Source organism: Desulfoconvexum algidum (assembly GCF_055382125.1).
In genome coordinates this window covers 4757288-4782934 of sequence record NZ_AP042394.1, presented here as the reverse complement: position 1 = coordinate 4782934, position 25647 = coordinate 4757288, and the positions used below count along the sequence as shown (strand labels likewise).

The 25647-nt window shown below is 42.4% G+C and carries 23 protein-coding genes and 1 riboswitch; of the genes, 7 read left to right on the top strand and 16 right to left on the bottom strand.

Annotated features, from left to right (window positions below):
* Positions 1 to 161 precede the first annotated feature (161 nt).
* From ACZ45G_RS21715 to ACZ45G_RS21665, 11 genes are all read right to left on the bottom strand, one after another.
* The gene (locus ACZ45G_RS21715) at positions 162 to 932 is read right to left on the bottom strand and encodes a fibro-slime domain-containing protein (protein ID WP_464172598.1); all 771 of its coding nucleotides are present in this window, start codon (positions 930 to 932) and stop codon (positions 162 to 164) included.
* Positions 933 to 958: 26 nt separating this feature from the next.
* Positions 959 to 1036: riboswitch (cyclic di-GMP riboswitch) on the bottom strand.
* Between the two features lie 320 nt (positions 1037 to 1356).
* Entirely contained in the window at positions 1357 to 1623 is a 267-nt protein-coding gene (locus tag ACZ45G_RS21710; protein ID WP_464172597.1) for an HGGxSTG domain-containing protein, read from the bottom strand.
* On the bottom strand, positions 1613 to 2131 hold the full coding sequence (locus ACZ45G_RS21705; RefSeq protein WP_464172596.1) for a hypothetical protein: 519 nt from the start codon (positions 2129 to 2131) through the stop codon (positions 1613 to 1615). Before ACZ45G_RS21705 ends, ACZ45G_RS21710 begins: the two co-directional genes overlap by 11 nt.
* Before the next feature lie 428 nt (positions 2132 to 2559).
* Complete coding sequence (locus ACZ45G_RS21700; RefSeq protein WP_464172595.1) at positions 2560 to 2796, bottom strand: hypothetical protein; 237 nt, start codon at positions 2794 to 2796, stop codon at positions 2560 to 2562.
* Complete coding sequence (locus ACZ45G_RS21695; RefSeq protein WP_464172594.1) at positions 2771 to 4165, bottom strand: AAA family ATPase; 1395 nt, start codon at positions 4163 to 4165, stop codon at positions 2771 to 2773. The genes ACZ45G_RS21700 and ACZ45G_RS21695 overlap by 26 nt, the downstream gene beginning before the upstream one ends.
* Positions 4155 to 5003, bottom strand: coding sequence for a hypothetical protein (locus ACZ45G_RS21690; protein ID WP_464172593.1), 849 nt, complete (start codon positions 5001 to 5003; stop codon positions 4155 to 4157). The genes ACZ45G_RS21695 and ACZ45G_RS21690 overlap by 11 nt, the downstream gene beginning before the upstream one ends.
* Positions 4993 to 5718 (bottom strand): KilA-N domain-containing protein, encoded by a 726-nt coding sequence (locus tag ACZ45G_RS21685; protein ID WP_464172592.1) that lies wholly within the window; start codon positions 5716 to 5718, stop codon positions 4993 to 4995. Before ACZ45G_RS21685 ends, ACZ45G_RS21690 begins: the two co-directional genes overlap by 11 nt.
* A complete protein-coding gene (locus ACZ45G_RS21680; protein ID WP_464172591.1) occupies positions 5681 to 5929 on the bottom strand; it encodes a hypothetical protein in 249 nt (82 codons plus the stop codon). Before ACZ45G_RS21680 ends, ACZ45G_RS21685 begins: the two co-directional genes overlap by 38 nt.
* Before the next feature lie 115 nt (positions 5930 to 6044).
* The gene (locus tag ACZ45G_RS21675; protein ID WP_464172590.1) at positions 6045 to 7268 is read right to left on the bottom strand and encodes a hypothetical protein; all 1224 of its coding nucleotides are present in this window, start codon (positions 7266 to 7268) and stop codon (positions 6045 to 6047) included.
* 117 nt (positions 7269 to 7385) lie between these two features.
* The gene (locus ACZ45G_RS21670) at positions 7386 to 8603 is read right to left on the bottom strand and encodes a tyrosine-type recombinase/integrase (RefSeq protein WP_464172589.1); all 1218 of its coding nucleotides are present in this window, start codon (positions 8601 to 8603) and stop codon (positions 7386 to 7388) included.
* 629 nt (positions 8604 to 9232) lie between these two features.
* Complete coding sequence (locus ACZ45G_RS21665; protein WP_464172588.1) at positions 9233 to 10486, bottom strand: alpha/beta hydrolase; 1254 nt, start codon at positions 10484 to 10486, stop codon at positions 9233 to 9235.
* 638 nt (positions 10487 to 11124) lie between these two features.
* Between ACZ45G_RS21665 and ACZ45G_RS21660 the strand changes: the two genes are divergently transcribed.
* From ACZ45G_RS21660 to ACZ45G_RS21645, 4 genes are read left to right on the top strand one after another with little or no spacing between them, the layout of a single operon-like run.
* On the top strand, positions 11125 to 11493 hold the full coding sequence (locus ACZ45G_RS21660; protein ID WP_464172587.1) for a response regulator: 369 nt from the start codon (positions 11125 to 11127) through the stop codon (positions 11491 to 11493).
* A 52-nt stretch (positions 11494 to 11545) separates the two neighbouring features.
* Positions 11546 to 12775 (top strand): sensor histidine kinase, encoded by a 1230-nt coding sequence (locus ACZ45G_RS21655; protein WP_464172586.1) that lies wholly within the window; start codon positions 11546 to 11548, stop codon positions 12773 to 12775.
* Between the two features lie 3 nt (positions 12776 to 12778).
* Entirely contained in the window at positions 12779 to 13801 is a 1023-nt protein-coding gene (locus tag ACZ45G_RS21650) for a sensor histidine kinase (protein WP_464172585.1), read from the top strand.
* Positions 13765 to 14499: a response regulator transcription factor gene (locus tag ACZ45G_RS21645; protein ID WP_464172584.1), complete on the top strand. Its 735-nt coding sequence runs from the start codon at positions 13765 to 13767 to the stop codon at positions 14497 to 14499. Before ACZ45G_RS21650 ends, ACZ45G_RS21645 begins: the two co-directional genes overlap by 37 nt.
* A 119-nt stretch (positions 14500 to 14618) precedes the next feature.
* Here ACZ45G_RS21645 and ACZ45G_RS21640 read toward each other — a convergent pair whose 3' ends face one another.
* Positions 14619 to 14840 (bottom strand): hypothetical protein, encoded by a 222-nt coding sequence (locus tag ACZ45G_RS21640; protein WP_464172583.1) that lies wholly within the window; start codon positions 14838 to 14840, stop codon positions 14619 to 14621.
* A gap of 157 nt (positions 14841 to 14997) precedes the next feature.
* The gene (locus ACZ45G_RS21635; RefSeq protein ID WP_464172582.1) at positions 14998 to 15960 is read right to left on the bottom strand and encodes a sulfite exporter TauE/SafE family protein; all 963 of its coding nucleotides are present in this window, start codon (positions 15958 to 15960) and stop codon (positions 14998 to 15000) included.
* 145 nt (positions 15961 to 16105) lie between these two features.
* Here ACZ45G_RS21635 and ACZ45G_RS21630 point away from each other — a divergent pair, with 145 nt between their 5' ends.
* A complete protein-coding gene (locus ACZ45G_RS21630) occupies positions 16106 to 17212 on the top strand; it encodes a TOBE domain-containing protein (protein ID WP_464172581.1) in 1107 nt (368 codons plus the stop codon).
* Positions 17213 to 17450: 238 nt separating this feature from the next.
* Complete coding sequence (locus tag ACZ45G_RS21625) at positions 17451 to 18419, top strand: hypothetical protein (protein ID WP_464172580.1); 969 nt, start codon at positions 17451 to 17453, stop codon at positions 18417 to 18419.
* Positions 18420 to 18563: 144 nt separating this feature from the next.
* Here ACZ45G_RS21625 and ACZ45G_RS21620 read toward each other — a convergent pair whose 3' ends face one another.
* The 3 genes from ACZ45G_RS21620 to ACZ45G_RS21610 form a co-directional block, all read right to left on the bottom strand.
* On the bottom strand, positions 18564 to 21713 hold the full coding sequence (locus ACZ45G_RS21620) for an efflux RND transporter permease subunit (RefSeq protein ID WP_464172579.1): 3150 nt from the start codon (positions 21711 to 21713) through the stop codon (positions 18564 to 18566).
* Positions 21713 to 23068 carry an efflux RND transporter periplasmic adaptor subunit gene (locus tag ACZ45G_RS21615; RefSeq protein ID WP_464172578.1) on the bottom strand — a complete coding sequence of 452 codons (1356 nt, stop codon included), beginning with the start codon at positions 23066 to 23068 and terminating at the stop codon, positions 21713 to 21715. The genes ACZ45G_RS21620 and ACZ45G_RS21615 overlap by 1 nt, the downstream gene beginning before the upstream one ends.
* 62 nt (positions 23069 to 23130) lie before the next feature.
* Positions 23131 to 23754 (bottom strand): TetR/AcrR family transcriptional regulator, encoded by a 624-nt coding sequence (locus tag ACZ45G_RS21610; protein ID WP_464172577.1) that lies wholly within the window; start codon positions 23752 to 23754, stop codon positions 23131 to 23133.
* Between the two features lie 333 nt (positions 23755 to 24087).
* Between ACZ45G_RS21610 and ACZ45G_RS21605 the strand changes: the two genes are divergently transcribed.
* Positions 24088 to 25620, top strand: a complete 1533-nt coding sequence (locus ACZ45G_RS21605; protein ID WP_464172576.1) for a glutamate synthase-related protein — start codon at positions 24088 to 24090, stop codon at positions 25618 to 25620.
* Positions 25621 to 25647: the final 27 nt, after the last annotated feature.

Sequence of the window (25647 nt, the reverse complement as noted above, 5' to 3'; positions counted from 1 at the left end):
CTTAATTTACACCGTCTGTCTTTACATGATCTTCTGTCTTTACCAGACCTTCTTTCAGGGGAATAGTCGGTATATAAAAATACCCTCCGTCCATTCCAACGTCTGCCATCATTATCCCGCAATACGGTATTTGTTTTCATGACATTTGTATCTATGTAGACTTACTGACGTTTCTTTCTGTTTACTCCTGCAAGTCCTAAAAGACCAATTCCAAAGAGAAGCATTGTTGCAGGTTCTGGAACTGGATTGCTTTCAAGGGCGATTGAAGTGGATATTGTGAAGTTAGATTGAGTGGTATGCCGTTCTGCAAAAAACAAATCAAAAGCATAGTTTTCACCTATAGTAAGAGATAATAATGCCTCTGTATCTAAGTCTACATTACCATCTTCTTCACCGTGTACACCACCCAAGTCAACCACAAGCTGGTCATCAATGTATACCCACATGTCATCATCACCTATAAATTCGAAAAACTCACCACCTTGATAAGTAAATTCTGTGTGCATTTCATACGTGAAATGATAGTTATGACCGTTGGTAATTTCATTCCCTAATTCACCGTCGATGGGAAAAAATGAATTGTTACTATAGCTATAAACATTTCCAGACCCACCATTGTCAAGAGTTATTGCATAGCTACCCGTCACGCTTGCTGAACTATCATTGTACCATTCGTTAAAAGATGCAATACCATTGATACCGCCAGATGCTTTATCTCCCCCCCCAGACCCTATATAATCTGGATTATTAGATCCGTTGAGATTTGCACTGACAAGCCCAGTTTGCAGTCCTGAAATGGTTCCTTCCATATCAACATGATTAATACTAAAATCTCGAATTGTACCTGTCAATTCTATAGTTGTACTATAGGCCGAAGCACCAAAGCAAAACAAAAAGAATACGGTCATTAAAAAGATGTAAATTCGTTTCATATTAAACCTCCTATCTTAATTGTCTCTATGGCAACCTGGCTATCTTCCTACAAGACCCTTTGGCTTTCCGTCCCTGCTTCACAACAGGTTTGACTTTATCCTAACTATACAAAAAAGCAAGAAATGTACCAATTTTATTACATCACAATAGTCATGTTTGATGATATTTACGGTAATTTAGGATTATTTTTTACTGAGAAATAAATGTACGAAATGGAAAATAAAGTAACAAGAATTGATTAAACTTTTTCTATTGATGAAGTGCATGAAATCCTTGCCAAATTTTTAAAAAAATCCACTATATGGAAAATGGAACAATTTTTTTATTAAAAACTCCATTACCTTATATTGGAGATAGAGCAGATTCTAAAAAGTAATTATTCAGTTGTTTTTTACATCAGAGAGTTGATTTTCGACAATTGGCTTATACACCATCAAATAGCTCTTTAGAATCCTTAATCAACTGTCGGACATATCTTCTATCAGCTATTGCCTTTTTGGTGTAATGCCCATGTTTAAGCGCATTCTTATTGCCTTTGGGTGGCCCTGTGGACTTGCCACCATGCAGCCGACACCGTCCGTTTGCCATGGCAGGTTGCTGGCAGGGTTGCCCGGTCCTCTTACTTCTGGCTCCACATTTGGGAACATCCTTAAAAGGGTTGCAGACATGGGGTTGATCTTCATTTTTCATTGCTTACCCCCTCCCCCTGGTGAACCTCTCCGACTATTGCCTGTCCCCCTTCATGGACATGGACGTGTTCAACGGTCATACGCTGTCGACCCTTGTTACGGTGTTTATCCAGGGTTTCAAGCTGCTGATTATATACACGCATCAGTTTTATGGCTATGTTCATGATTGATGATTGAATCTTTGTTGATCCCCTGTTCTCTGGAACATTTGCCAATTGAAAAAAATGCATTGCCTGTTGAAAAGTAGCCACCATATTATTTATCAACATTCCTTCAAATCCATCTTTAGGCTTCAGTTCTATCATCATTCCCATATAATTAACCATAGTCCCTTCATGGTCATCTGGATTCAAGCTGGAAGCAACTTTAATTCCTAATTGGACAAGACTAAGCGATGCTTCTTCCCCTTTGAATCCTGAAAAATCCCAGAAATCGGACTTATTTTTTTTAGTAACCTTTAACGCTTCAGGCTTGTCGGTTGTGTTTGCCACATCTTTTGATTTGCCCATTATTCCCCCTTTGGCTGCCATGGTCTCAAATGATGTAGAGGACAATTAACAGCAGTGCAATATTTCACCTCTGGTTTCTGGAAACAGCAACAGTCAAAACATTTGGCATTAATCGCAGATCTCAAACTCTTGGGGTTCTGTTTTGCTTTCTCCATGGGATCTAATGGTACTGATTTCTCAACCAAACCAAGATTTAACTTCTGCCGATACTCTTCCGCCCCTTGCTTTAATTTTAAATTTACGGTCATTTTGTCCATGCTCCTGTGATGTTAAAATTTATTTCAACTTTTCCGAGTGCTGGCAACTTTGGAAAAGATATCTCGTTTTTTACACACTCTCCCGGCAGTACTCCTGAAGAAAATTTTGCTGTAATTCCTATTTAAGAAGTCCCACCTCCTCTTAAGAGGGGTGGACCCATTAGGGGTGGTTCACTCACTCTTATAAAGGGTAGTGACCACCCGACCACCCCATGAATAGGGGCTTTCAGGGTGGCCACTGGTGCTCAGTAAAGTGACCACCCCACCAAACCTGAAAACCCTTAATACCAGGTCTTTTAGGGTGGTCGCTTTTTTAAAGTGACCACCAAGTGACCACCCGACCACCCGAACACCAAGTGACCACCCCCACAATGTGGTATTTTTAGTTTTCAAGTGTACGATATTCATAGGTCTGACTCCCATCTAAAACAACTGATTCACGCCTAATAAGACCATTCTCCGAAGCTATTTTTATATGATTTTTAGCAGCCGTTTTTCCCAAACCGGCAAAGTCTTGATAAACTTTAGCCAGGGCATTGGCTGATTTAGCATAACCTCCCATGTCTAAAAGTGCCTGTGCCACTGCATTTGCTTTTTCCGCATCTTCCGGGTTCAACTGTTCATCAATCCGTTTGAAGTGTAAATGCCGGTCCATTTGGACCAGGAAAGGGCTGAACATCTGAAAGTTGTTGGCCTTTTCATGGGTGATTCGAATAACCGGGATTGAAGCAACCCGTTGCCCAGTGGCCATGCCATCAGCACCTACTTCCGTGATTCGATTTTCAGCAATAAACTCTTTCTTTAAACTTATCCGATTACGAAAAAAATCATTAATAGCAGTGGTTCCCCGATACCCTGAGCCGTCCTTCTTGTCGTGATGTATTACGATGAGAGTGCATTTTACCTGCTTACAGACACCATCCATGGCATCAAGGGCCGGTCTCATCTCAGCAGCATTATTCTCGTCACTGGCACCTGTAAAGCTAATCAGGGGGTCTACACAGAGGATATCAATCTTCACGTTATTTTCCGTTTCAATTTTCTTGATAAAACCAACAAGGAATTTACAAAACTTTGGATCAAGAAAGACCACCCCGGAAATGGTAGTGTCTTCATATTGGGACAGAAAGAATATATTTTTCAAACCATCCCCCAGGTTAGATCCACTGCACATACTTTTTAATCTTTGGTAAGCAGAAACCCGGCCATTTTCGGACCCGATAAAAAGACTCACCCTCTGTTGTGAAATCATGAACTCCCCCAGGAAACCATCCAAGGAGTCTTCAAATCTGTTTGAAAAAGCAGCTATGCTCAGCAGAACAAACTGAACAAACATTGATTTTCCAAGGCCACCACGAGAATGGATAAGGCAAGATTCTCCCTGAGCGATAAATCCAGATACTATCCATTCAAGTTTCATCGGTATGGCAAGGATATCTTCACCACTCAGGTATGATATGGGTGCCCACTCCTCTTTTTTGCCTGATTCCCGGGTGGGAGTTTTTGACCAGTATTTCCCAAAATCCACACCATATTTTAAGTCAAGGTGGGCCTTAACATCCTTCCACCCCCTTTCTTTGCAGCTCTGGTGCTGGCACTTATATGCAACTGCCCCATTCCCATATTGAAAAACACAGGCATCATTTTTAGTATGGGACGTATCAAAAAAACATTCTGCAAGCTCAAACCGGGTACAGGGAGAACCTTGATATGTAGATTCTTTTTGTTTGTGTACTGTACCGATATCCTTGAGAAGCTGTGCAACATTAAACCCCATAGAAACCTCCCAGGTCATCAATATAAGATTCCCGATGAACCAAGGCTTCCCGGTATTCGTTCCCTGGGACCTGATCTCCTTTCATGGCCTTGGTGCCGTAAAGCTTCCAGATTCGAGCGGGATTGTATACCGTAGTATCAACTGTCAAAGAGGATGTACTAAACATCTCGTGAGCAGTTCCCAGAAAATTTCTGATAAACTCCTTCGAGTCATCATTGACCGGCATGTCTTTAGGCAATGGAACAAGAATATGGGCACCATTTCCGGACACTGCCGTTATCAGTGCTGAATATTCCGTGGTATCAATTATCCATTCAGCTATTGTATTCCGAAGCTCAATGGCCCCCTTTAGTTCAGTATCAGAGGATGATATTCCTGAAGGTCTTTCTGGATCAATATCAATTGGTATCCACCTGTAAAAAAGGACATTATTATCCGAGGTGGTCAAATCGGTTGGTTTCAGCTTGTTATAGGCCCTTCCAATCAATCTTGGATCAATGACCTGCAATGTAAAATAAATATTATTAAGCTGATGTTGAATGGCTTTTTTGATCGCATTTTCAAATAATTTGAAGCGGTCAAAATATCCAGCAACCGTGCCTTTTGCAAAACCGGACCAGGCGTGAGATTTTCCCCAAACATTCAGGATTCTGACTTCAACAACTTCACCGGATTTGACAAAAATAGAAAATATTTCTTCTTGCAGGAGATTGTATTTTTGTTTGCAATTCAGTGTTGCTGTGGTATTCTGTTCTTGGATTTTATGTAGTCCTTCGTGTCCTCTGATATGCTTGCTGGCTTCAGAGGGCATTTTTTTTTGAATTTCATTATATCTCAAGGCATTTCTCCTTTTCGTGGCCGACCAAAAACAGGCCGCGCTTATGGCATTTCTCCAAATTCTCCTTTCTTTCTTTATAGGCCATTCCAATTTCAATTAAGCCCGTGTTTATGATTTGAAGCCTGGATATTTCAGATAGCTGTTCGGTGTCTATATACTCCCTGATATCTTCAACTCCATATTTTTGTTTGAAATCTTTGGACCTCATCCCAAGGACAATCTTATTGATCATGTCAATTTCATTGGAATAATGATAACTTTTTACCGGATCATGAGCATTTAAGACAGCGTTCGTCATTGGTAAAAAACCAGTCTTGGATTCAAGGCGCCGTTGCTTCCAATCCCGTTCTTGCTGGAGCCGCGCTATCGTCCATTTGTCAAGGCGAACACCGAAGACAGGGTTTAACCATCGGGCATACTGCAAGGCCAAATCTTTGTGAAAATAAGTGCCACCGCACTTTCCGCGTTTTGTGGAGATAAACGTGTCTTTTTTGTAATTACCCTCTGACAGGGTAATTAAAGCATCAAGGTATTCCTTGTTTTGGCTCTGCTTCCAAAAATCATCTGGCCTTTTTCCGAACGGTTTTGCCATATCAGTCGCGTTGAAGGATATTTCATCGTTTTCTTTTAATAGAGAGACATCGGCTGGAAATATTGCCTTGCCTACGTTCACAATCTCATATTTTGCTTTCATGAATATCTCCTTTGCCTTCAATAAAGGCAGAGGGACCAACACCTTTAGAATCAAGGTTCTGAATATGCCCTTTCCGGTATGGTAGGCCATATCTTTCCGCTAGGTCATTCCAACGATGACGCCAAATGATTTTGGGCATATCATCTACAACAATTGACCAATCCGTGTCTGGGAACCGGTTTTCTAAGAATTTCTTAACTGCTTGTCGTGGATAGTGAATTGCGAGTGCCATAAAAAAACCTCCATGTATTTTGTGTTTAACTTATGTTCACACTTAAATATCATGAAGGTAAAACAGATGTCTTGCCTATGAAAATACTTTATAAAGACTAAAAAACGACTACTTTTTAGACAACTCTTTTCTTTAATTTGCTTGAACGCTGATACAAAGATTGATAATCGGTACTAATTTTTTTGTCTATAAACACTTCGGGCATTATTCTTTGTATAATGTTTAATATTAGCTTTCCTTTAATATCTCGGGTTGGATTATTTAGATTATCGATTTCACTATTAATATCTTCTGGTATTAAAATTTTATAATTCTGTGGTCTTTTTCGAAAAGCCTCCTTGACATCTTCACTGCAAGTCTCAAACGTACCTTTATTTTTTAATTTTAAAACTTGCTTCAAACTATTATATAAAATATCGGTTTCTTTTCTTGAGTTCAAAAGAAGATCATCAAATAAAACAGCATCTATTAGGTTAGATTTGCTTACATTACCTTTAACCCAAGAATATTCAATCTCTCCGGATTTAGAAACTTTTTTAACAAAATCCAGCTCTGGTGGTATTTCAAACAGATCTTTTTCTTTTACAAATTCAAGAAATTCAAATGGTAAAACCAGCAAATCTGTAAAATTAATTTCCCAATCTTTTGATTTTGCATCGTTTTTGTTAAAATCAATAGGTCTCAAAGATCCTACTTGAATAGCGCTAATATAAGGTTCAATATCTTCAACTTTAACAGTTTCCTCAACCAGAAGTTTTTTATGTGAATAAAATGTAAATGCCAAAGGAATCCGAAGCAAAATAATGCTCTCTCCAAGAGTCCAGCAATCACGTCTTTTCATCTTTTCATATGCTTTCTGTCGACTTATTGGCTGAAATCCTGGTTTGACTTGTTTATAATTGAAGTTAGATTTATTAATGTTTCCATCAGGGTCAACCCTCCAACAGTAGCCTGTTTTACTATCACCAGCGATACATAAGTCTGAGGGCACCCCTGATACTTGGGAATCGAAAATCCACTCGATATAATCACAGGGGTGAAAATATACCATATCTAAATTTTCTGAATCATTTTTTTGACAAAATTCTGGGCAATATTTTTGGAGAAGCGTAATTTGTTTTTTTTCGGTAATATTTATCACATCGAAAGATTGAATCTTTCCATTGTTAAAATCAACAACAGACTTTTTATATATTTTTCTGACTTTTTCAGGCAACCGCAACCAATTATAATTTAGTGAAGCTGGATCAATACGACAAACGATAAAAGCGGCATCTAACGGATTCCAGCAGTCTTGAGATTTATAAAATTTAAATCTATCTTCAGTTAAGTCTTTCATATTATTCACTCCTGTTTGTGAACACCTGATTTAGGCCCCCCCCCCCCGGGAAAAATGGTTCAGGAAAACCACCCGTTCAAATCGGTTAATTACTCCGTTTCTATCCCGGAGAAAGTGTTATGCTTGTTTGGGAAAAGGAATAACCTTAGCTTTGTTATCCATTCTATTAAAAATATTTGTGGCCTTTTTTAAATTCTCCGGTGCCAAGTGTGCATACCTTTGAACCATCTGAAATGATTTATGCCCCATAAGTTTTTGGAGTGTGTACAGGTCCATACCATCTTGTACTTGCCATGAGGCAAATGTATGGCGTAAGGTATGGTAAACAACTTTCTCCCGGTCATCTGTTACACCTGTATTAAATCCAAGGTCTTCAACCACTCTTGGAAATGTTTTTGATATGGATTTTATCCTGTTGCCATCACTATTTGGAAAAACTAAATCTGTATTTTTGTTTTTATAATTCTTTTGTAGCATCTCTTCTACGGCATCACTCATATAAGCATATCGGGATTCAGTGTTTTTGGTATCAATGATATGAATCATCCCATTGTCAAAGTATATGTGATTCCAAGCAAGTCTAAATATTTCATTTGCTCTCATCCCGGTATGAAGGCTTAACAAAGCCATATCATGAATCTGATCGCTTTTTTTTATTAATGCTTTCAGCAAGGTTTCCGTTTCAATAGTTTTAAGAAACCGCACACGTTGATTGTTTAATTTTTGAAATTTAATTTTTGAAACAGGATTCGGACCGGGAAAAATGTCTAAATGGATTGCCCGATTAAATACCTGCCTGATATTTGCAAGGATATGCTGAACCGTTTTTGGGGATTTGCCGGCTTTTTCCATTTTTGCTTTTAATTTCTCAAGATCAAAAATTGTTATGTCTTTTAATGGTTTCTCCCCGATGGCTTTCTTTATCCAGATTTTATAAAAACTCTTTTCTGCATCCCAACTTTTTTTGTTTTCAGAAAAGGGCTTGTAATAACTTGTCCAGAAATCTGAAAAAGTTATATTTTCTTTATCTTCTTTTGTTGCCTGCTTGATTTTGTCTGCTTTCTTATTTTCATGCAGGGTAATTTCTTCTTTTAACGTGACAGGACCTTCCCCGGTTTTCATATTGTGTTTATATTCATCAAGTTTGTCTGACACTTTTTTGTCTGTCCAGCCTTCAGACTCAAAACCAAAGCCCATGAATTTTCGTTTTCCTTGAACCTGATAAGAACCAGAAAAATATCTATCCAGTTTAACGCCGTGCTTTCGGGTTTTATGTTTGTAATATCTTACCCCTGGGTTGTTGCCTTTTATCCAATTAATTTTTTCTGAAATCATTTTTCAAGCCTTTTACAATGGTTGTGTAAAATTATTGGGTTGATTTGTTTAACCAATGGGTCCGCTATTTACACACATTTTACACGTTTTTTTGATTATGGCAAGTGAAATTAAATGATAGAGAAACAAACTAAAAATTTTGTAATGCCCTACAGTAATGCTTTTATGGTGTGATTGTGTTATATTTTGTGAAGTTAGCTGAAACCTTAAAAAATTAGCTGTTAACCAATGGGTCCGCGGTTCAAATCCGTGCTGGGGAGCCAACCCAATAAATACTATCCCGAGAATTTAGGTTCTCGGGATTTTTTTTTATTTCAGGCCAATTTAATACACATTTAATGCGTTTTTCTATTTTTACCCCGAAAAAAAACCCTATCGAAATAAAAAACCCTGCCAAAACATGACCGGGCTTTTTGCTGCTGACATTACATAGAATTATTTTTATCAAGGATAATCCCCTCCCCAGCTCACCAGGGAAGGGAGTAACATTGTATTTGTTGCTTTTCTTTCCACTCTTCAAGTTCTTCAGGAAATGCAAACCAGAATTTTTTTCCTGGAATCTTGAATGCCGGCCATTTATAATCCGCAGACAAATTGGATGGTTTCAACACCCTTTTTTACATAGCCAATTACAAATTCTTCAAATTGTCAGCTAGGATCTTATTGAATAAGGTAAGAAAGTCATTATCTTCAAGTGTTCCCGCATGGTGGTTATTAAAAATATACAAACGTGTCGATTCTGCCTGAAGTTTCAAAGGAACCTGGCTTTGCAGAGGAACCACTCCATCACCACTGTCTTTTGTTGTATATGAGACTACTAAGTGATAGGGAATCTCCAGTGGCCAGTTCCATTTGTGAAGGTCGTTCAAAAATTCACTGCCCGGCTCGACATCACGCCAAGAGGGAATGACGATAGGTGAATATTTTACCCCTGTAGCCGCAGAAGGCATTCCCCCCATAGGACTATTGACTGTCATCACCAGTTTTAACCTTTTTAAATTCCCCGGGGCATGGTGTACATATTTCTTCACAAAAGAACGAGCAACCAGTCCCCCCATGCTGTGAGCAATTACATAAAATTCAGGAAAATCGTACTTATTCTGCAGACGAGAAACTGCTTCAACAACATAGTCACTAATCATGTCCAGCCGAAGACCGGAAGGATAATAAACAACCCAGGGCTGAAAAGATCTTTTATCAATATCACTGATCATCTTTTTAAAATTTGTAGGTCCACCCATAACACCATGAACAAAAAGCACTGGCACTTTTCCTGTCTGATATTCCTCAAGAAAGAATACGCCGCCTTCAGCACGATCAAGAAAATCAAAAGGTTTCCAAAGTCCCATCTCATAATTTTCCTGGGTAAACCTGGGGTCATCCAACTTAACGACCTCACCGATATTTGTCCAAATAGCCGTAATCTTGGAAATCGGCTTTATCTCAGCTGGTATTTCAGGAGCAGGCCCGGAAATTGTTATGGGTTCAAGTGTTACCGTCTGCTTAGATGCAACGTCAATTATTGAAGGACGGCCGTAATAATTGCCATGCTCTTCTGTTTGATATTGGCCGTCATTATTGACATCAATAAATGCGGCAATATAGTGCTTACCAGGAAGCACGGAGAAACCAAAAGTGCCATTTTTCGAAATAACAATCTGATGTTTAAGAACAGGAATGCCTTGTTCGTCATGAAAGTGCAGAACAACAACAGAACCTTTCTGGCTGCTGCTCAAAGTGATGGCTCCTTTAATAAAACCACTATTCTCAACAATCTGTGTCTGGCTATGAATTTTATTTAATGAACATCCTGAGACAATAAACAAAACGAAACATCCCAGCGTTAATGCCATGCTTGTCTTAAACCCGTTTGATAGCTTCATTGCGTTTCCTCTTGTTTTTTTGCAAAAATAGGGCTCTATCTTTCGATCACCTTCTAAATATTTTTGTAGACTGTTTGAATATAAAAGAAAATCCCCCGAAGGAGGGGAAAAGGGATCCCCCACAATGGGGGGCATCCCTTTTTTAATTGTGACTCGATTTTAACCTATTAATTGCCTTCTCAATTGTAAATGATTATTTTTTCAAAACTCAAGTTTTTCCCTGATTTACAAAAGATGTTTTTTGAATAATTCTATAAAATGTGATGGCAAAGCCTTTAGGAGGAACCTCCGCTGTCATTGCATCCTTTTCCTTTTCCCAGGCCCGACTCACCATCGGGCCTGTTGTTTTATATCTCTCCCCGGATTATTCCTTGACAGATAAGTCCCTACAAGAATAATGTTCAACCCTAATAGCTGTAATAGACAGAATAAAAAATAAACCCGTTTAAAAAAATCGGGAAAGAAAGAGTGGTAACGAATCGGACCATGCCGGGGGCATTAAAAAAAAATAGTGGAGACGGCGGGAATAAAACGGTTTATTATGAAGCCTGTGATGATTGCGTCATTGTCAGAGCAGGTACAGCAGCTACTAAAAGTGAACCCGTCCATAACCTAAGGTTTAACAAGGGAGAAAGAATATGTCCCAGGCACCCAGATTGTTTTTGATACTTGATGATGAAGAAAGCATTCGCCAGAGTATTGCCGCATTCATGGAAGATGAAGGTTACCGGGTCTTCCAGGCGGAAAGCAGTGAACAGGCCCTTGAGATTATTCGGAAGCATTCCATTGACGAGGCCGTGGTGGATATCAGACTACCGGGCCAAGACGGCAATAGCTTTATGCTCGAAGCCATAAAAATCCGGCCCAAAATAAAATTTGTGGTGCACACAGGTTCTGCAGATTATATTCCTCCCAAAGCCATACAGGCCCTTGGGGTAACTTTGGACAAGGTTCTTATAAAACCAGCAAATGACCTGAATTTAATTTGTGATGCCTTGAAAAAATAGAGCGAGAGCGGGCGATTCTCTTTAAATCGTTAAGAAATGGAATATATGTATCATGGATGAAACCAAAGGGAAAAAAATTCTTGTAATTGATGATGAAGTCTATATTCGGGACAGTGTCATCGGTTTTCTGGAAGACTTTGGGTTTGAAGTCATCGAGGCTGAGAACGGCAAAATCGGCCTGGAGAAATTTGCCAATGAACAGCCGGACCTAATTTTATGCGACCTTCGCATGCCGGAAATGGACGGCCTTGAAGTTCTTGCCCATGTGACCCGAAAAGATAAAAATATCCCCATTATTATTGTTTCCGGGGTGGGAAATATTTCTGATACAGTGGAGGCCCTTCGTCTGGGGGCCTGGGATTATATTATCAAACCCATCCAGGATATGAATGTTTTGTCCCATGCGGTGAATAAAGCCTTTGAACGTAAGCATTTTATTGAAGAAAAAGATAGGTACCAACGAGAACTGGAACAGGCAAACAAGGAATTGAACCTGTCCCTTGAATCCCTTGAACTGACAAGAGATCAGCTGGTTCAATCGGCAAAAATGGCAGCCCTGGGAGAGCTTGTGGCCGGGGTGGCCCATGAGATTAATACCCCGGTGGGGGTTGGGGTGACAGCCGCTTCTTTTCTGGATGGCAAAACCCGGGAATTCCATAAACTGTATAAAACCGGGGAATTGAAACGAAGTGAACTTGAAAATTACCTTACCATCGTTGAAGAGGTGTCCAATTCCATTCTGATTAACATGGAGCGTGCGGCGGAACTCATTTCCAGCTTTAAACAGGTGGCGGTTGACCAATCCAGTGAAAATCGCCGTCGTTTCAATCTAAAGGAATACATGGATGAAATCCTTTTAAGTCTGGGACCTCGGTATAAAAAAACCGGTCATGTGGTCCAGGTAACCTGTGAGCCTGACATAGAGCTGAACTCTTTTCCCGGTGCGTTTTCCCAGATCTTGAGCAATTTAATCATGAATTCATTAATCCACGGATTCAATGGGTTAGAACACAGGGCCATTGATATTGACATTACCTGCAAAGAGGGACAGGTGATTTTTGTTTACCAGGACAATGGGCACGGTATGGACCCACAACAAAGTGAAAAAATATTTGATCCGTTTTTTACCACCATGCGGGGAAAAGGCGGGACCGGGCTTGGCATGTCCATTGTGTTTAACCTGGTGACCCAGACCCTCAAAGGAAATATGAAACTGGAAAGTGAGGTCGGCCAGGGGGTCACTTTTACCATGACCTTTCCCCGGCGCTGGGATGACGCTTAAGCGATGCAGATTCTAAACCCTTCAAGGTGGTATCTTCATCCGGTTTTTATCTTTGCCTGTTCCATCTTTGCCCTGGCCACCTTTCTGGTGCTCACGGTGAGTCTTTATATGGAAATAACCTCCGCCCTGGAAGTGGTCATTTTAAAATTTAATATTGACCCAAGGTCTGTATTTCCATCAAAAACCGGTATGACGATTCTGGTGCTCAGCCTTTTGATCACAGTAGTTCTGGCCGGTATCTTATTGGCCTTTATTTATTACCAGAAAACCGTCAACCTGTTCAGGCTCCAGCATAATTTTATTTATAATTTTACCCATGAACTCAAGACGCCTGTGACCTCTCTTCGAATCTATCTTGAAACCTTTATTCGTCACCCTCTGGAACCCAACGATATCCGAAAATACTCTGAGAATATGCTCGAAGACATTAACCGGCTCACCGAGAATATCAACCGCATCCTAAACCTGGCCAGAATTGAAAGTCAGAATTTTGGATCGGAAGTGACCCGGGACAGCCTGGTGACACTGGTACAAAATTTTTGTGATAAAAATGCTTCTATTTTCCGGGACTGTGATATCAGCATTGAAAATCCTTCCAAGGGGCGGTTTGAATATCCGGTTAATCTTTTCTTATTTGAAATGCTGCTCATGAATATTATGTCCAATGCCATTAAATATAATGAGGCTGATCAGCCAAAACTTGTCATCGTATTTAAAAGTTTTATACAAAAAATCACCATTGATTTTATTGACAACGGGATTGGTGTGGACAAGGAGGATGCAAAAAAGATTTTTCATAAATTCTATAAGTCGGGCAATGAAAACGCCAATAGCCACACCGGGTCGGGTCTGGGACTTTATCTTGTCTCCAGTATTGCCATGATACATGGGTGGCGGGTATCGGTATTCAGTGAGGGCAAGGGAAAAGGGTCTAGATTTACCATCACCATTCCACGGGCAAGCATTGCCAATGTCAGGGAGAAAAAAATATGGAAACGACTGAAAAAAAGCGTATTCTGGTCATAGAAGATGAGGCCCATATTGCCGATGGGATCCAGTTGAACCTGAACCTTCAGGGATATGGGGTTTCCATCGCCAGTGACGGTATTGACGGGCTTGAACAATGGCGTTCCTGGAAACCGGATTTGATCGTCTTAGATATCATGCTGCCTATGATTGACGGCTTTTCCATTTTAAAGACCATTCGCCAGGAGGACGAAAAAATTCCGGTTCTGATTCTTTCTGCCAGGGGGGACACAAAGGACAAGGTAAAGGGGTTGCGCTATGGTGTGGATGATTATTTGTCCAAACCCTTTGATTTGGAAGAATTCCTGCTCCGGGTAGCCCGCCTGATACGAAAAAAAGACTGGTATGAAGGGCACAAGTCTGAGAAAAATGCCGGACATACTCTGTTTAAGGGTGACGCTTACACCTTTGGTGAAAATCGGATTGATTTTATTACTTTTAAAGCAAATTGTGTCGCCGGTGAGATAATTCTTACCGAACAAGAGGTGACCCTGCTCAAAATTTTTATTGCCAATAAGGGCAAACCGCTTTCCCGGGAAATGTTGTTGAATGCCGGGTGGGGGTATTCCAGTGACACCACCACAAGAACGGTGGATAATTTTATTGTACGGTTTCGCAAGTATTTTGAAAAGAAACCAAAAAAACCGGTTTATTTCGTGAGCCGGCGGTCTGTGGGATATATTTTTGATCACGAGTAGGAATGTTACCCGTTAAATTATTGACGGGATAAAGGCCTTGAGGGGGATAGGTATCGAAGGGATCGCAAGTAAATTAAATTAATAATTATCTTAATCACAACCGTAAAAAAAATATAAATCTACTTCGTGGGATTCTCTTTGCTTGGTGGGCGAGGGCCACAAGGATCACAAACAATTCTTACAGTAGTTCCATCTTTTGGGATGGGTGCTCCGTATCTCCGATAATATTCATCTAAAACCTGATGTATTTGGTTTTGCTCCATTTCAAAATAGTTCATAACTTCGAACGTAATATTTCTAATCGAGTCTTTATAAGTACTTTTGATGGTTGGATTTTTCATGGCTTAATCCTTATATATTTTATGAAGTATTGCAAAAAAAATTATCCAAAAGTTGAAACCGATTGCCCCACATTGCTTCTGTTATTGAACACTACAGAGAATTTTAATTTATTAGGAATTGTAAACGATTCGATGCTCGTTAAACCTTTGCTTTAAATTAATTTCCCCAAAATACTGCGACATATTTTATGGCTGTAAAAATAATGATACCTGCTAACATGGACTTGATAACCTTGGCCGGGACAAATTTTTGACAATACGCCCCAAGATACATTCCCGCCATCCCACCGAGACCAAATAAAATGCCCAAAAGCCAATCCGGTGCTACCGAGATATTTGGATAGAAAGGGGCGATGATTTGATAAAAAATCACGCCAGCTATAGAGGTTATGAAAGTTCCCATTAGAGCTGCACCTGCCACCGTAAAAATTGGTAATCCAAAAAATGTCACGAAAAAAGGGGCGATGATGGAGCCTCCGCCAATGCCATAAATGCCGCCCACAATACCAACAATGAAGCTAAGGATGGCAATACCCCAAAACGAAATATCAAATGCTTCATCATAGAATGTGTAGCCTATCCGTCTTAGGTTGAAGTGTGTAACCGTCACTGGCTTTAAGACCATTGGATCACCAACTCCAAGACCCGCTACCTTATTCCGATGTCTTCGTACCATTTTTTGAAATTGTTGTTCACTGCTGACCTTGTCGGAATTGCCAGTATTTTTTCTCAGCAAATCCTTCATCATTCTGAACCCGATATAAAACAAGACAGTAGCAGCAAATAGTTTAAAATGAATCGGATTTGGAAGATAAGCCACACGGACCCAAGCCCCTATGAATACACCCGGCAGAGTCCCGAATACAACAACCCATGTTAGTGGCCACACCATCCGACCTTCCTTACAATACCGGTACACGCCACTTGGGATGGCCACAATGTTAAACACCTGATTGGTTGCGCTGACCGAAGGATTTGTGTAGCCAAGAAATGACATTTGGAATGGCAGCAGGAGAAAAGCCCCTGACACGCCTCCCATGGATGTAAAAAATGAAATTATGAATGCTATTAATGGAGGGATCCAAAGGGCAATCTCGATTCCGGCGGTATGAAAAAGCATCTGACCTCCAAGCAAAAATGCGCTTGACACACTATCACTATTAAATTAATATTCGTGTTAGTTTAGCGCATGGGGTATTGATTGTCAATAAAGCTTCATCCCAATATTTTCATATACTTTTTACAATAGTCAATCTGGAGATTTAATGACGTCAAAGACTACAGATCCCTCCTTGTCTTATCCGTTGATGCCACCACAACAAGGTACTCAGCAGGGAAGTCTCTTTTTAATTCCTGACGGAAGGCAATATTTAGATTCAGTTCAATTACACCGATTGGAGCAATCCTTTCGGGAATGGGTGGAAAATTCTCAACGAGCAGATATCTGCTTGGCCCGCCGTCGCATTTTGATGATTTTTTTGTTGATCCGTTACACCGGCGCTAAGTTGAATGAGGTTCTGGCTCTGAATCTATTTAAGGATATTGATTTTAAAAATCATTTAGTTCATTTTTGCAACAAGAGCCCGGGGGCAAAAACGGAGAATAGGAAAGTTCAAATTTCCTTAACACTTGTCTTGGAGATTCAAGAGGCGCTGGCCGAGCCTGTATTTAAAGAATTTTTGAAAAATCGATTTGATGTTGATCCGGGTTTTGCCCGTCGAAAATTTTACGAACGGGCTGAAGCCTGTGGCTTTCCCAAAAGCATTGCGGGTCCTGAGATGATCCGGAAAGCCAGAGGGGGAGAGTTGCTGCAGGGGAATATGCCGCTGCCGGCAATTCAGAAAATGTTAGGGCATGCAACTCCCGATAGGACAACGTCTTATGCATCCTTTTCAACAGATGATATTCAACAGGTGATAAAGCTCTTTATCGAAAGAGAGTCATCACGCAAAACAAGTGCTCGGAATTCATTTTTTGGCAAGATCCAAACCCTCCTGAAGGGAACGATTCTAACCGAAGTAATTTTGACAACTATTAGTGGCCATTCAGTTACCGCTATTATCACCAACAACAGCCTGGAACAGCTTTCATTAAAGGAAGGACGACTGATCACCGCAGAAGTCAAAGCACCTTGGATCATTTTACAAAAAGGAGAAAAAGAACCAAGATCTAGTGCCGAGAATAAGTTTAATGGAATCATAGAACATATTAACAAAGGGAGAGTTAATACAGAATACACCGTTCGTATTGCAGACGGGACATTGCTTTGTTCATTAATTTCCACGAAAGGTGCACAACAGCTTGCCCTTGATCTCAATGATTATGTTTGGTCCGTATTCAACGGCTTTGCCGTTGTGCTGCATGCGGATTGAAAACTTAACAAATGTAGAAATTTTAATCTGGCAAAATTGAACGGAATCAACTATATCTTCAAACAGAGTTGAACAGATATCATAATAATTATCATGCAGGATGAAAAATTATTTAAGATAGTTTTTCAGCAGGATAGGTGAGAAAAAACTAAACTTGATCGATAATGAACCCTTTATGTAAGACTTTGGATTGCGAATTGAAATTAGGCAAAAAATATTAATTAAAGGAGATTAAAAAATGACGACAACCGACGAAACTGAAAAAAAACCATTATGGGTAGGCATTGAGGAAAAATTACTTGAGCTTAACCCAGGAGAACTCTCAGGGCAAGCCAAGGAAGCAGCGATTCAAAAGATTGTGGGCGAGCTTGATAATGAAGGGTTTAATGTTTCCAAAAGCGGCGGCAGGATGATGCAGTTGAGATGGGCGATGGATGAGATGCTGAAAGTTGGAAGGCCGCTGATGAAGGATTTCAACGAGGCCATTGCAGCGCTTTCACTGGAAGACGTGCTCAATCCGTATTCAGCCACCAGTAACCTTATCGCCAACCTTGGTGAAACTTGGAAAGAACTCAAGAAAGTGGAATGCAGACTGGACATAATCCAGATTGTCCAAGAGACAAGACTTGATTTGCTTGTAAAAAAAGCAAAAGAAATGTCTGAAAATGAAAGTATCCGATACCTCATTGGAGAACTATTAGAACGCGAAGTGATCGTGGAGAAATTAGGCATTACAGAAGAAAAACTGGCCGAGGTGGAGGCTGAAATTGCAAAGGAAAAGGCAGAAAGAGAGAGAGTGGCAGGTCTGCTGGAAAAGGTTGACGGCAAATCAGACGAAGAAAAGGTGAAGCACTTAATTACAAACGATGTCGCAGAGGAATTGATCCTAGAGATGGCAGCAGTTGACCAGGCTACTATTAACAACGCCAAAAAAGCCATGGAAGAGGAAATCAAGGAGCAACAAAGGTTAGCAGAGGAAGCAGCAGCAAAGAAAAAGGCAGAGGCTGCAGGTCCTTCTTTGGAAGATATTACCCCGGAGGATATGATTGACCACATCGATTCTATTCGTGAAATAATGGAATTTAGCGAAGTAGAGAAAGAAATCAGGACAATGTGTGAACAAAGCGCTATCCCACAGTGCCTTGTTGACATTGCCGTTTCTGATCCTGACAAACTGGATGAACTTGAAAAAAATGCAGAAGGATAATATTGTCAGACAATAGCTTCACCTGACCCTAAAAGCATATAGCTCTGGGGTCAGGTGAACATTCCATTGTTAGAACCCGAAAGATGAAGCGCAATTTTTTCAGGAGAGGCTCAGTTGTATGATTGTCCACCTGAGATACGTTTGTCAGTGTTGTTTGCCTTCACCCCGTTTTCTGTGTTTTCCCAATGCCTTATAGACCATTACGTAGAAAAGTGGTGCGAAAAATATTACCAGAAAGGTAGACGTCACCATTCCTCCAAGAACACCGGTGCCGATTGCTCTTTGTGCGCCCGATCCGGCTCCGGTAGCAAGTGCCAGGGGCAGGATGCCGAAGCCAAAGGCCAATGAAGTCATGATGATGGGACGCAGTCTTAATTTGGCTGCCTCCAAGGTTGCATCCACAAGCCCTGCACCTTCATCAACTCGGGCTCTTGCGAACTGAACGATGAGGATGGCGTTTTTTGTGGTCAGGCCCAGGGTGGTCAACAGTCCGATCTGAAAATAGACATCATTGGGCATTCCCCGCATTGTCGAAGCAATCACACCGCCAATGACACCAAGGGGCAGGCACAGCAGAATTGCAATGGGAATGGGCCAGCTTTCGTACAGGGCTGCCAGACACAGAAAAATCACAAAAATTGAAAATGCATATAAAAGAGGTGCCTGGGAGCCAGACATTCTTTCCTGATAGGACAATCCAGTCCAGTCATGGCCAATCCCCGGGGGCAATTTTGTCACAAGCTCTTCCATGGCCTCCATGGCTTCCCCTGAACTGTGCCCCGGTGCCGGCTCCCCCCAGATATTAATGGAGGGGAAGGCATTAAAACGCTCCAGCTTGGGAGAACCCAGTGCCCAGTGTCCGGAGGCAAAGGAGGTAAAAGGGACCATTTTGCCCATGCTGTTTCGCACATACAGTTTTTTCAAATCTTTGGGCAGCATACGAAAGGGGGCATCTGCCTGGATAAAGACCCGTTTAACCCGTCCTGCCTGGATAAAATCATTGACATAGGCACTGCCAAAGGAGGCTGAAATAACATTGTGGATAGAGCTGACGGGAACCCCCAGGGCACCGGCCTTGTCCCAATTTACATCAATGTGGTATTCGGGCACATCCTCCATACCATTGGGCCGGACCCTGATCAATCTCGGGTCCTGTGCTGCCATGCCAAGAAGTTGATTCCGGGCTGCTATCAGTTTTTCATGACCCAGGCCGCCGCGATCCTGCAACTGGAAATCAAATCCGGTGGCATTGCCAAGTTCCAGGACCGCCGGCGGTGGAAAGGCAAATACCATGGCCTCTTTTATCTGTGAAAAAGCGCCCATGGCCCTTCCGGCAATTGCTTCGACTTTCAGGTCAGGGCGCTGGCGGAGATCCCAGTCCTTGAGTTTGATAAATCCCAGGGCCATATTCTGTCCTGCACCACCAAAACTAAACCCGGAAAGTGCCATGACGGACTCCACACCTTCTTTTTCCTGTATTAGAAAATGGTCCCGGACTTTATCTATGACTTTTTTAGTCTGTTCCAGGGTGGAGCCTGTCGGAAGCATGACCTGAACAAATAAAATACCCTGATCTTCATTGGGAAGATAAGACGTGGGCATGCGGTTGAACAGATACCCCATGGCACCCACGATTAGAACAAACAAGAACAAATAACGTAATTTTTTGGCCAGAATATTGCCTACTATTTTGACATACAGATTTCTGATGGAAAAAAAGAAACGATCAAACCATCGAAAAAAGGGGCGTAGAAAAAAAATGGCATTATCTGAGGGTTCATGACCCTTGGGCACTGATTTGAGAAGTGTGGTGCAGAGAACCGGGGTCAAAATCAGAGCTACGACAACCGAAAGCAGCATGGAAGCGATGACCGTCACAGAAAATTGCCGGTAGATAACGCCGGTGGAACCGGGAAAGAATGCCATGGGGGCGAATACGGCAGAAAGCACCAGGCCAATACCGATCAAAGCACTGGTGATCTCACCCATGGACTTGGCTGTGGCTTCCTTGGGAGAAAGTCCTTCTTCAGTCATGATCCGTTCGACATTCTCCACTACGACAATGGCATCATCCACCAAAAGTCCGATGGCAAGAACCATGGCAAACATGGTCAGCATGTTGATGGAAAATCCGAAAAAGCCTAAAACACCAAAGGTTCCCAAAAGCACTACGGGTACTGCAATGGTGGGAATCAGGGTGGCCCGAAACGTTCCCATAAAAAGATACATGATCACAAAAACCAGCACAACCGCCTCAACAAGTGTTTTGACAACCTCCTCAATGGCGACCCGGGTAAACGGGGTCGTGTCATAGGGGTAAATGATTTTCATGCCCGGAGGAAAATACCGGCTCATTTCTTCCAGTTTTTTCTTAACGGAATTGGCGGTATCCAGGGCGTTGGCACCGGCCGCTTGGCGTATACCCATGGCAGCAGAGGCTTTCCCATTGTATTCAGCTGTAACATCATACCGTTCAGCCCCCAATTCCGTTCGTCCAATGTCTTTGATTCGGATCACCGATCCGTCTGGATTGATGCGGATAGGAATGTCGGCAAATTCCTCCGGGGTCTGCAGCAGGTGCTGGACAATAATGGCGGCATTCAGGCGTTGACCTTGTATGGCCGGCATCCCGCCGAACTGGCCGGCAGAAATCTCCACGTTATAGGCTCGAAGTGCCATGATGACATCTTCCATGGTCAGGTTATAGCTGATCATCTTGTCCGGGTTGACCCAGACCCTCATGGCATACTGGGAACCGAAATTTTCAACTTCACCCACACCGGGTACACGGGACAGGATTTTTTCCAGATTGGATTGGGCATAATCCCTTAAGTCATCACCGGTCATGCTGCCGTCTTCTGAGATCAGACCCACGATGATCAAAAAATTCCGGGTTGATTTACTGACCTTGACCCCCTGGCGCTGCACCACATCGGGAAGGCTGGCCATGGCCAGCTGAAGCTTGTTCTGGACCTTGGACCAGGCCAGGTCGGGATCGGTTCCCGGGGCAAATGTCAACTCGACCCGGGCAGAGCCGGAAGAAGAACTGGTGCTGGAGAGGTAGAGCATATCACCCAGACCGGTCATTTTCTGTTCTATGATCTGGGTCACCGTGTTTTCAACGGTCTCCCCTGAAGCCCCGGGGAAATATGCATCAATGGCAATAGAAGGCGGTGCAATGGGAGGATACTGGGATATGGGTAAATTGTAAATTGCCAGTATGCCGGCCGCCATAATGACGATGGCGATGACCCAGGCAAAAACCGGGCGGTCTAAAAAGAATTTTGACAGCATCAGTCACCCCCGTCTGTAGGCATTTGTGAAGAAACGTCCTGATTTATCATGGGGTCCTTGGTTTTTGTTTCTTTAAAGGGGGTAACCTTCACCAAGGTGCCCGGCCGTAACATCAGCAGCCCCTCGACAATCAACTGGTCGCCGGGAGCAAGGCCTGCTGAGACCAGCCATTTGTCGCCGATGGCCTGCTCAAGGGTGAGCGGGCGAAATGCGGTTTTGTTTTCCGCATCCACGATCAGTGCAAAGGGATTTCCCTTGTGATCCCGGGATACTCCCTGCTGGGGAATCAGTATGGCCTGTTCATTAACCCCTTCTTTAATAATGGTCCGGACAAACATGCCGGGTAAAAGAAGGCCTTCGGGATTAGGAAAAACAAGTCGCATAATAACAGACCCGGTTGTCGGGTCCACGGTGACATCACTGAACTGCAGCGTTCCTTCCAGAGGATAGGCCATGTCGTTTTCCAGAATAAGGCTTACCGTATTCGGGTTGTTCTCATCAAGGGTAAGGCGGCCGTCAGTAAGCAGGTGTTTCAATCGGAGCAATTCAGTGGTGGATTGGGGCACATCCACATAAATTGGGTCCAGTTGTTGAATACTTGCCAGGGGAACGGGCTGATACGCGGTCACAATGGCACCTTCTGTTATGTTGGATCTGCCGATACGGCCGTCAATGGGGGCGGTAACACGACAATATCCAAAATTAATTCTGGCGATTTTAACAGCAGCTTCAGCTTGATGGATGGTTGCCTTGGCTACAGCAACTGCTTGCCGGCTACCATCCATACGGGCTTGGGCTGCTTTAAGCGAGGCATTAGCCACTTCAGCTGCGGTCACGACTTGATCACGTTCACTTTCGGAGACAGCATTCGCAGTGATCAGTTTTTCAACTCTTTTTCGGGTCAACATCGCAAGTTTCAGGGTAGCCTTTTGTCTTGTGACGTCGGCCATGCTTGTGTTTAATGAAGCCCTTGATAGATCGGCTGATTTTTGCATGGCAGCAAGGTTCGCCAGGGCATTGTCAAGTACAGCTTGAAAGGGAGCGGGGTCAATCTGATAAAGTATCTGACCGGCCTTAACGTCCGAGCCTTCCGTAAATAGTTTTTTTTGAATGAGACCATTCACCTGGGGACGGATTTGCGCAATTTTGTAAACAGATGTCCGGCCAGGCAGTTGGGTTTCCAACTCTATTTTTTGGGTGGCTATGGTTATGGTGGAAACCACCGGGACAGGGCGATGCTGTTGAGCCTGTTGCGGGTTGTCTTTTGGCCCTCGATCGCATCCTGTTGTTAAAAGGCTCAATAGCAAAATAATAAAAAGGGGTATTAATTTTGATGCCGGATTATTTTTCTGCATGTAGGATCTCCAAAATAGGATTAATAATAAATATTATTCAATTGACAGGGCCATCATCGGGATTACGGGCTGATAAGCCCCTTCATGAAAATATCCAGTATTTGATTTGGATCCTCCGGATAGGGATGTTGTTCCGGGGTCTCCAGCCAGAGGAAAAGGAATGCATTGGTAATGCTCTCAAGGCAGACAGCCAGATGGTATGGATCGGAAATTTTCTTGAATCTATTTTTTTGAATGCCGCTCTCAAAGACCTGGGCAAGCTTTTTTAAAAAAATATTATATTGTTCGCGGATTTCTGAATCAAGGCCTGCCATAATATTGAAGCTCGTTCCCCGGGTTTCGGCAAAATAAAGGCGAATCATAGAACTATTGGAACGAAATACCCGGCCCTTAGCTTTGATATATGCCTCTAGCTGTTCAACCTCGTTATTGCCCTCTTCTATCGCCTCCATAAGGGATTCATGGAAGCGGTCAGCCTGTTCTAAAACAAGGGTTTTATAAAGGTCCTCCTTGTTTTTGAAAAATTTATAGAGGGTCCCGATGGCAAACTCAGATTTTCCTGCAATATCGAGCATGGACACGTTGTGATACCCTTTTTCTGAAAAAAGATCGAGAGCTCCGGCAAGCATATCCTGACGCTGCCTGAGTTTTTCTTTTTCCCGGCGGGAAAGTTTTTCCCCCTGCATTCTTTACCCCCCTGTTAAAATCAATGTTCTTGACCACACGATGGACATGAGGTCATCATATATATAGTGACGTAATATTCATATTATAGAAGTAATCGTAACATTGTCAAACTGTAATAGATCCAAACCATGAAAATATCTACCCGAGATTGCTTATGTTATTGAACGCTTTTTTTCAAGACTCTCCCACGACCCATGATACCCTCATTAAACACGAGTAGGTTTGTCCGAATTTGTAAATTATATTGCCTTTTAATATTGTTAGTTATAACGTAATTTTTAAAATAATATATGAATAGCTAAACTAAAAAATTTAAAAAAAAGAGAATTAAAATGTCTTATTCACCTAAATTAAGTTCAGGGTTTACCTTTTCGAAAAACCGAAGCACTTTCATCTCCCCCCAATCTGGAATGTGTTCGTTTTGTACTCAAGATTGTACAGGGACCTGCGAGATTGCGCAGGCAGCCGTGCTGGGCGCACAAACCGTGTATCCAACAACAACCGGCACCAATCAAATCGCTTCGGAAAAAGATTACCCCATTGATTTTTCCCATTTTAACATCAACGGACGGGTGTTCGGCGCCCTGGGAGCCAAAGAAACCCAGGAAGAAGCAAATATTTTTAATGTAAACCTGGAGAGGACTTACGGGACATTTAATCCGGTTAAGATTGCCATGCCCGTCATTCTTCCGGCATTGATTAAACTCAATTGGCAGGATTATTTTGCCGGGGCGGCCATGGCTGGAGTAACTTGCGTGATCGGGGAACATGGCAGAAACAATGACCCGAATTTACGAGTGGAAAATGGAAAAGTTACGGATTACCCCTTACTGGAAAAGGCCCTGGACTGTTTTCGTAAATATGACCGGGGGTATGGTCAGATTGTTCTCCAAAGCAATGTGGACGATGACCTCATGGGGGTTCCGAAAATCGCCATCGAAAAATATGGCGTCACGGCCATTGAAATCAAATTTGGCCAGGCGGCAAAGGGGACCCAGCCGGTTATACGGGTGAAAAATATTGAAGCGGCTTTGAAACGCCAACGCTTAGGTGATGTGGTCATCCCGGATCCTTGTGACCCTGTCGTACAAAAAGCATATGAGGATAGGGTCTGTCCCAATTTTTACACCTATTCCAGACTGCCCCTGTGGAATGAACGCTCCCTGATTACTCACATTACAGCGCTCAGGGATCTAGGTGCAAAAAATATTTATTTTAAAATGGCGGGATACGACAGAAAGGATATAGAACGGGTTCTTCGGATTGCCTGTGAGGCAAAGGTGGACATGGTCACCTTTGACGGTGCCGGAGGCGGCTCTGGATACAGCCCTTCCAAAATGATGAACGAATGGTCCCTGCCTACGGTCTGCCTGGAGGATGCTGTTGTCCGCATTTGCGATCAATTGAGAGCAGAAAAATTTTGTCCACCCGCAATCATTATGACCGGGGGTTTTGCCAGTGAGGATCAGGTTTTTAAAGGCTTGGCTTATGGGGACGGTCATGTTCTGGGAATTGGCCTGTGCCGTGCGTCCATGGCGGCTGCCATGACCGGTAAAACAATCGGTGATCAGATAAAAAACAAGAATGTGCCGGAAAGATTTAAACCATATGGCTCGACAATTGAAGAAATATTTTGCGATCTTCCGGATTTAAGAGCTCTTTACGGTACCGTGGCCAATGAATTTTCCACCGGGGCCATCGGTGTTTTTTCCTATCTCAATAAAATTGCCTTCGGGTTAAAGCATTTTGCTGCCCTGAACCGGAAATTCAACCTGGATCTTCTGGATAAAACCGACCTCATCCCTCTGACATCAGAGGCAAGGGCGTTGATGGCAAATGAGTGGTTTTTGCCCATAGAAAAATAGTCTATTAAAAAAGGGGCGAGTGTAAGG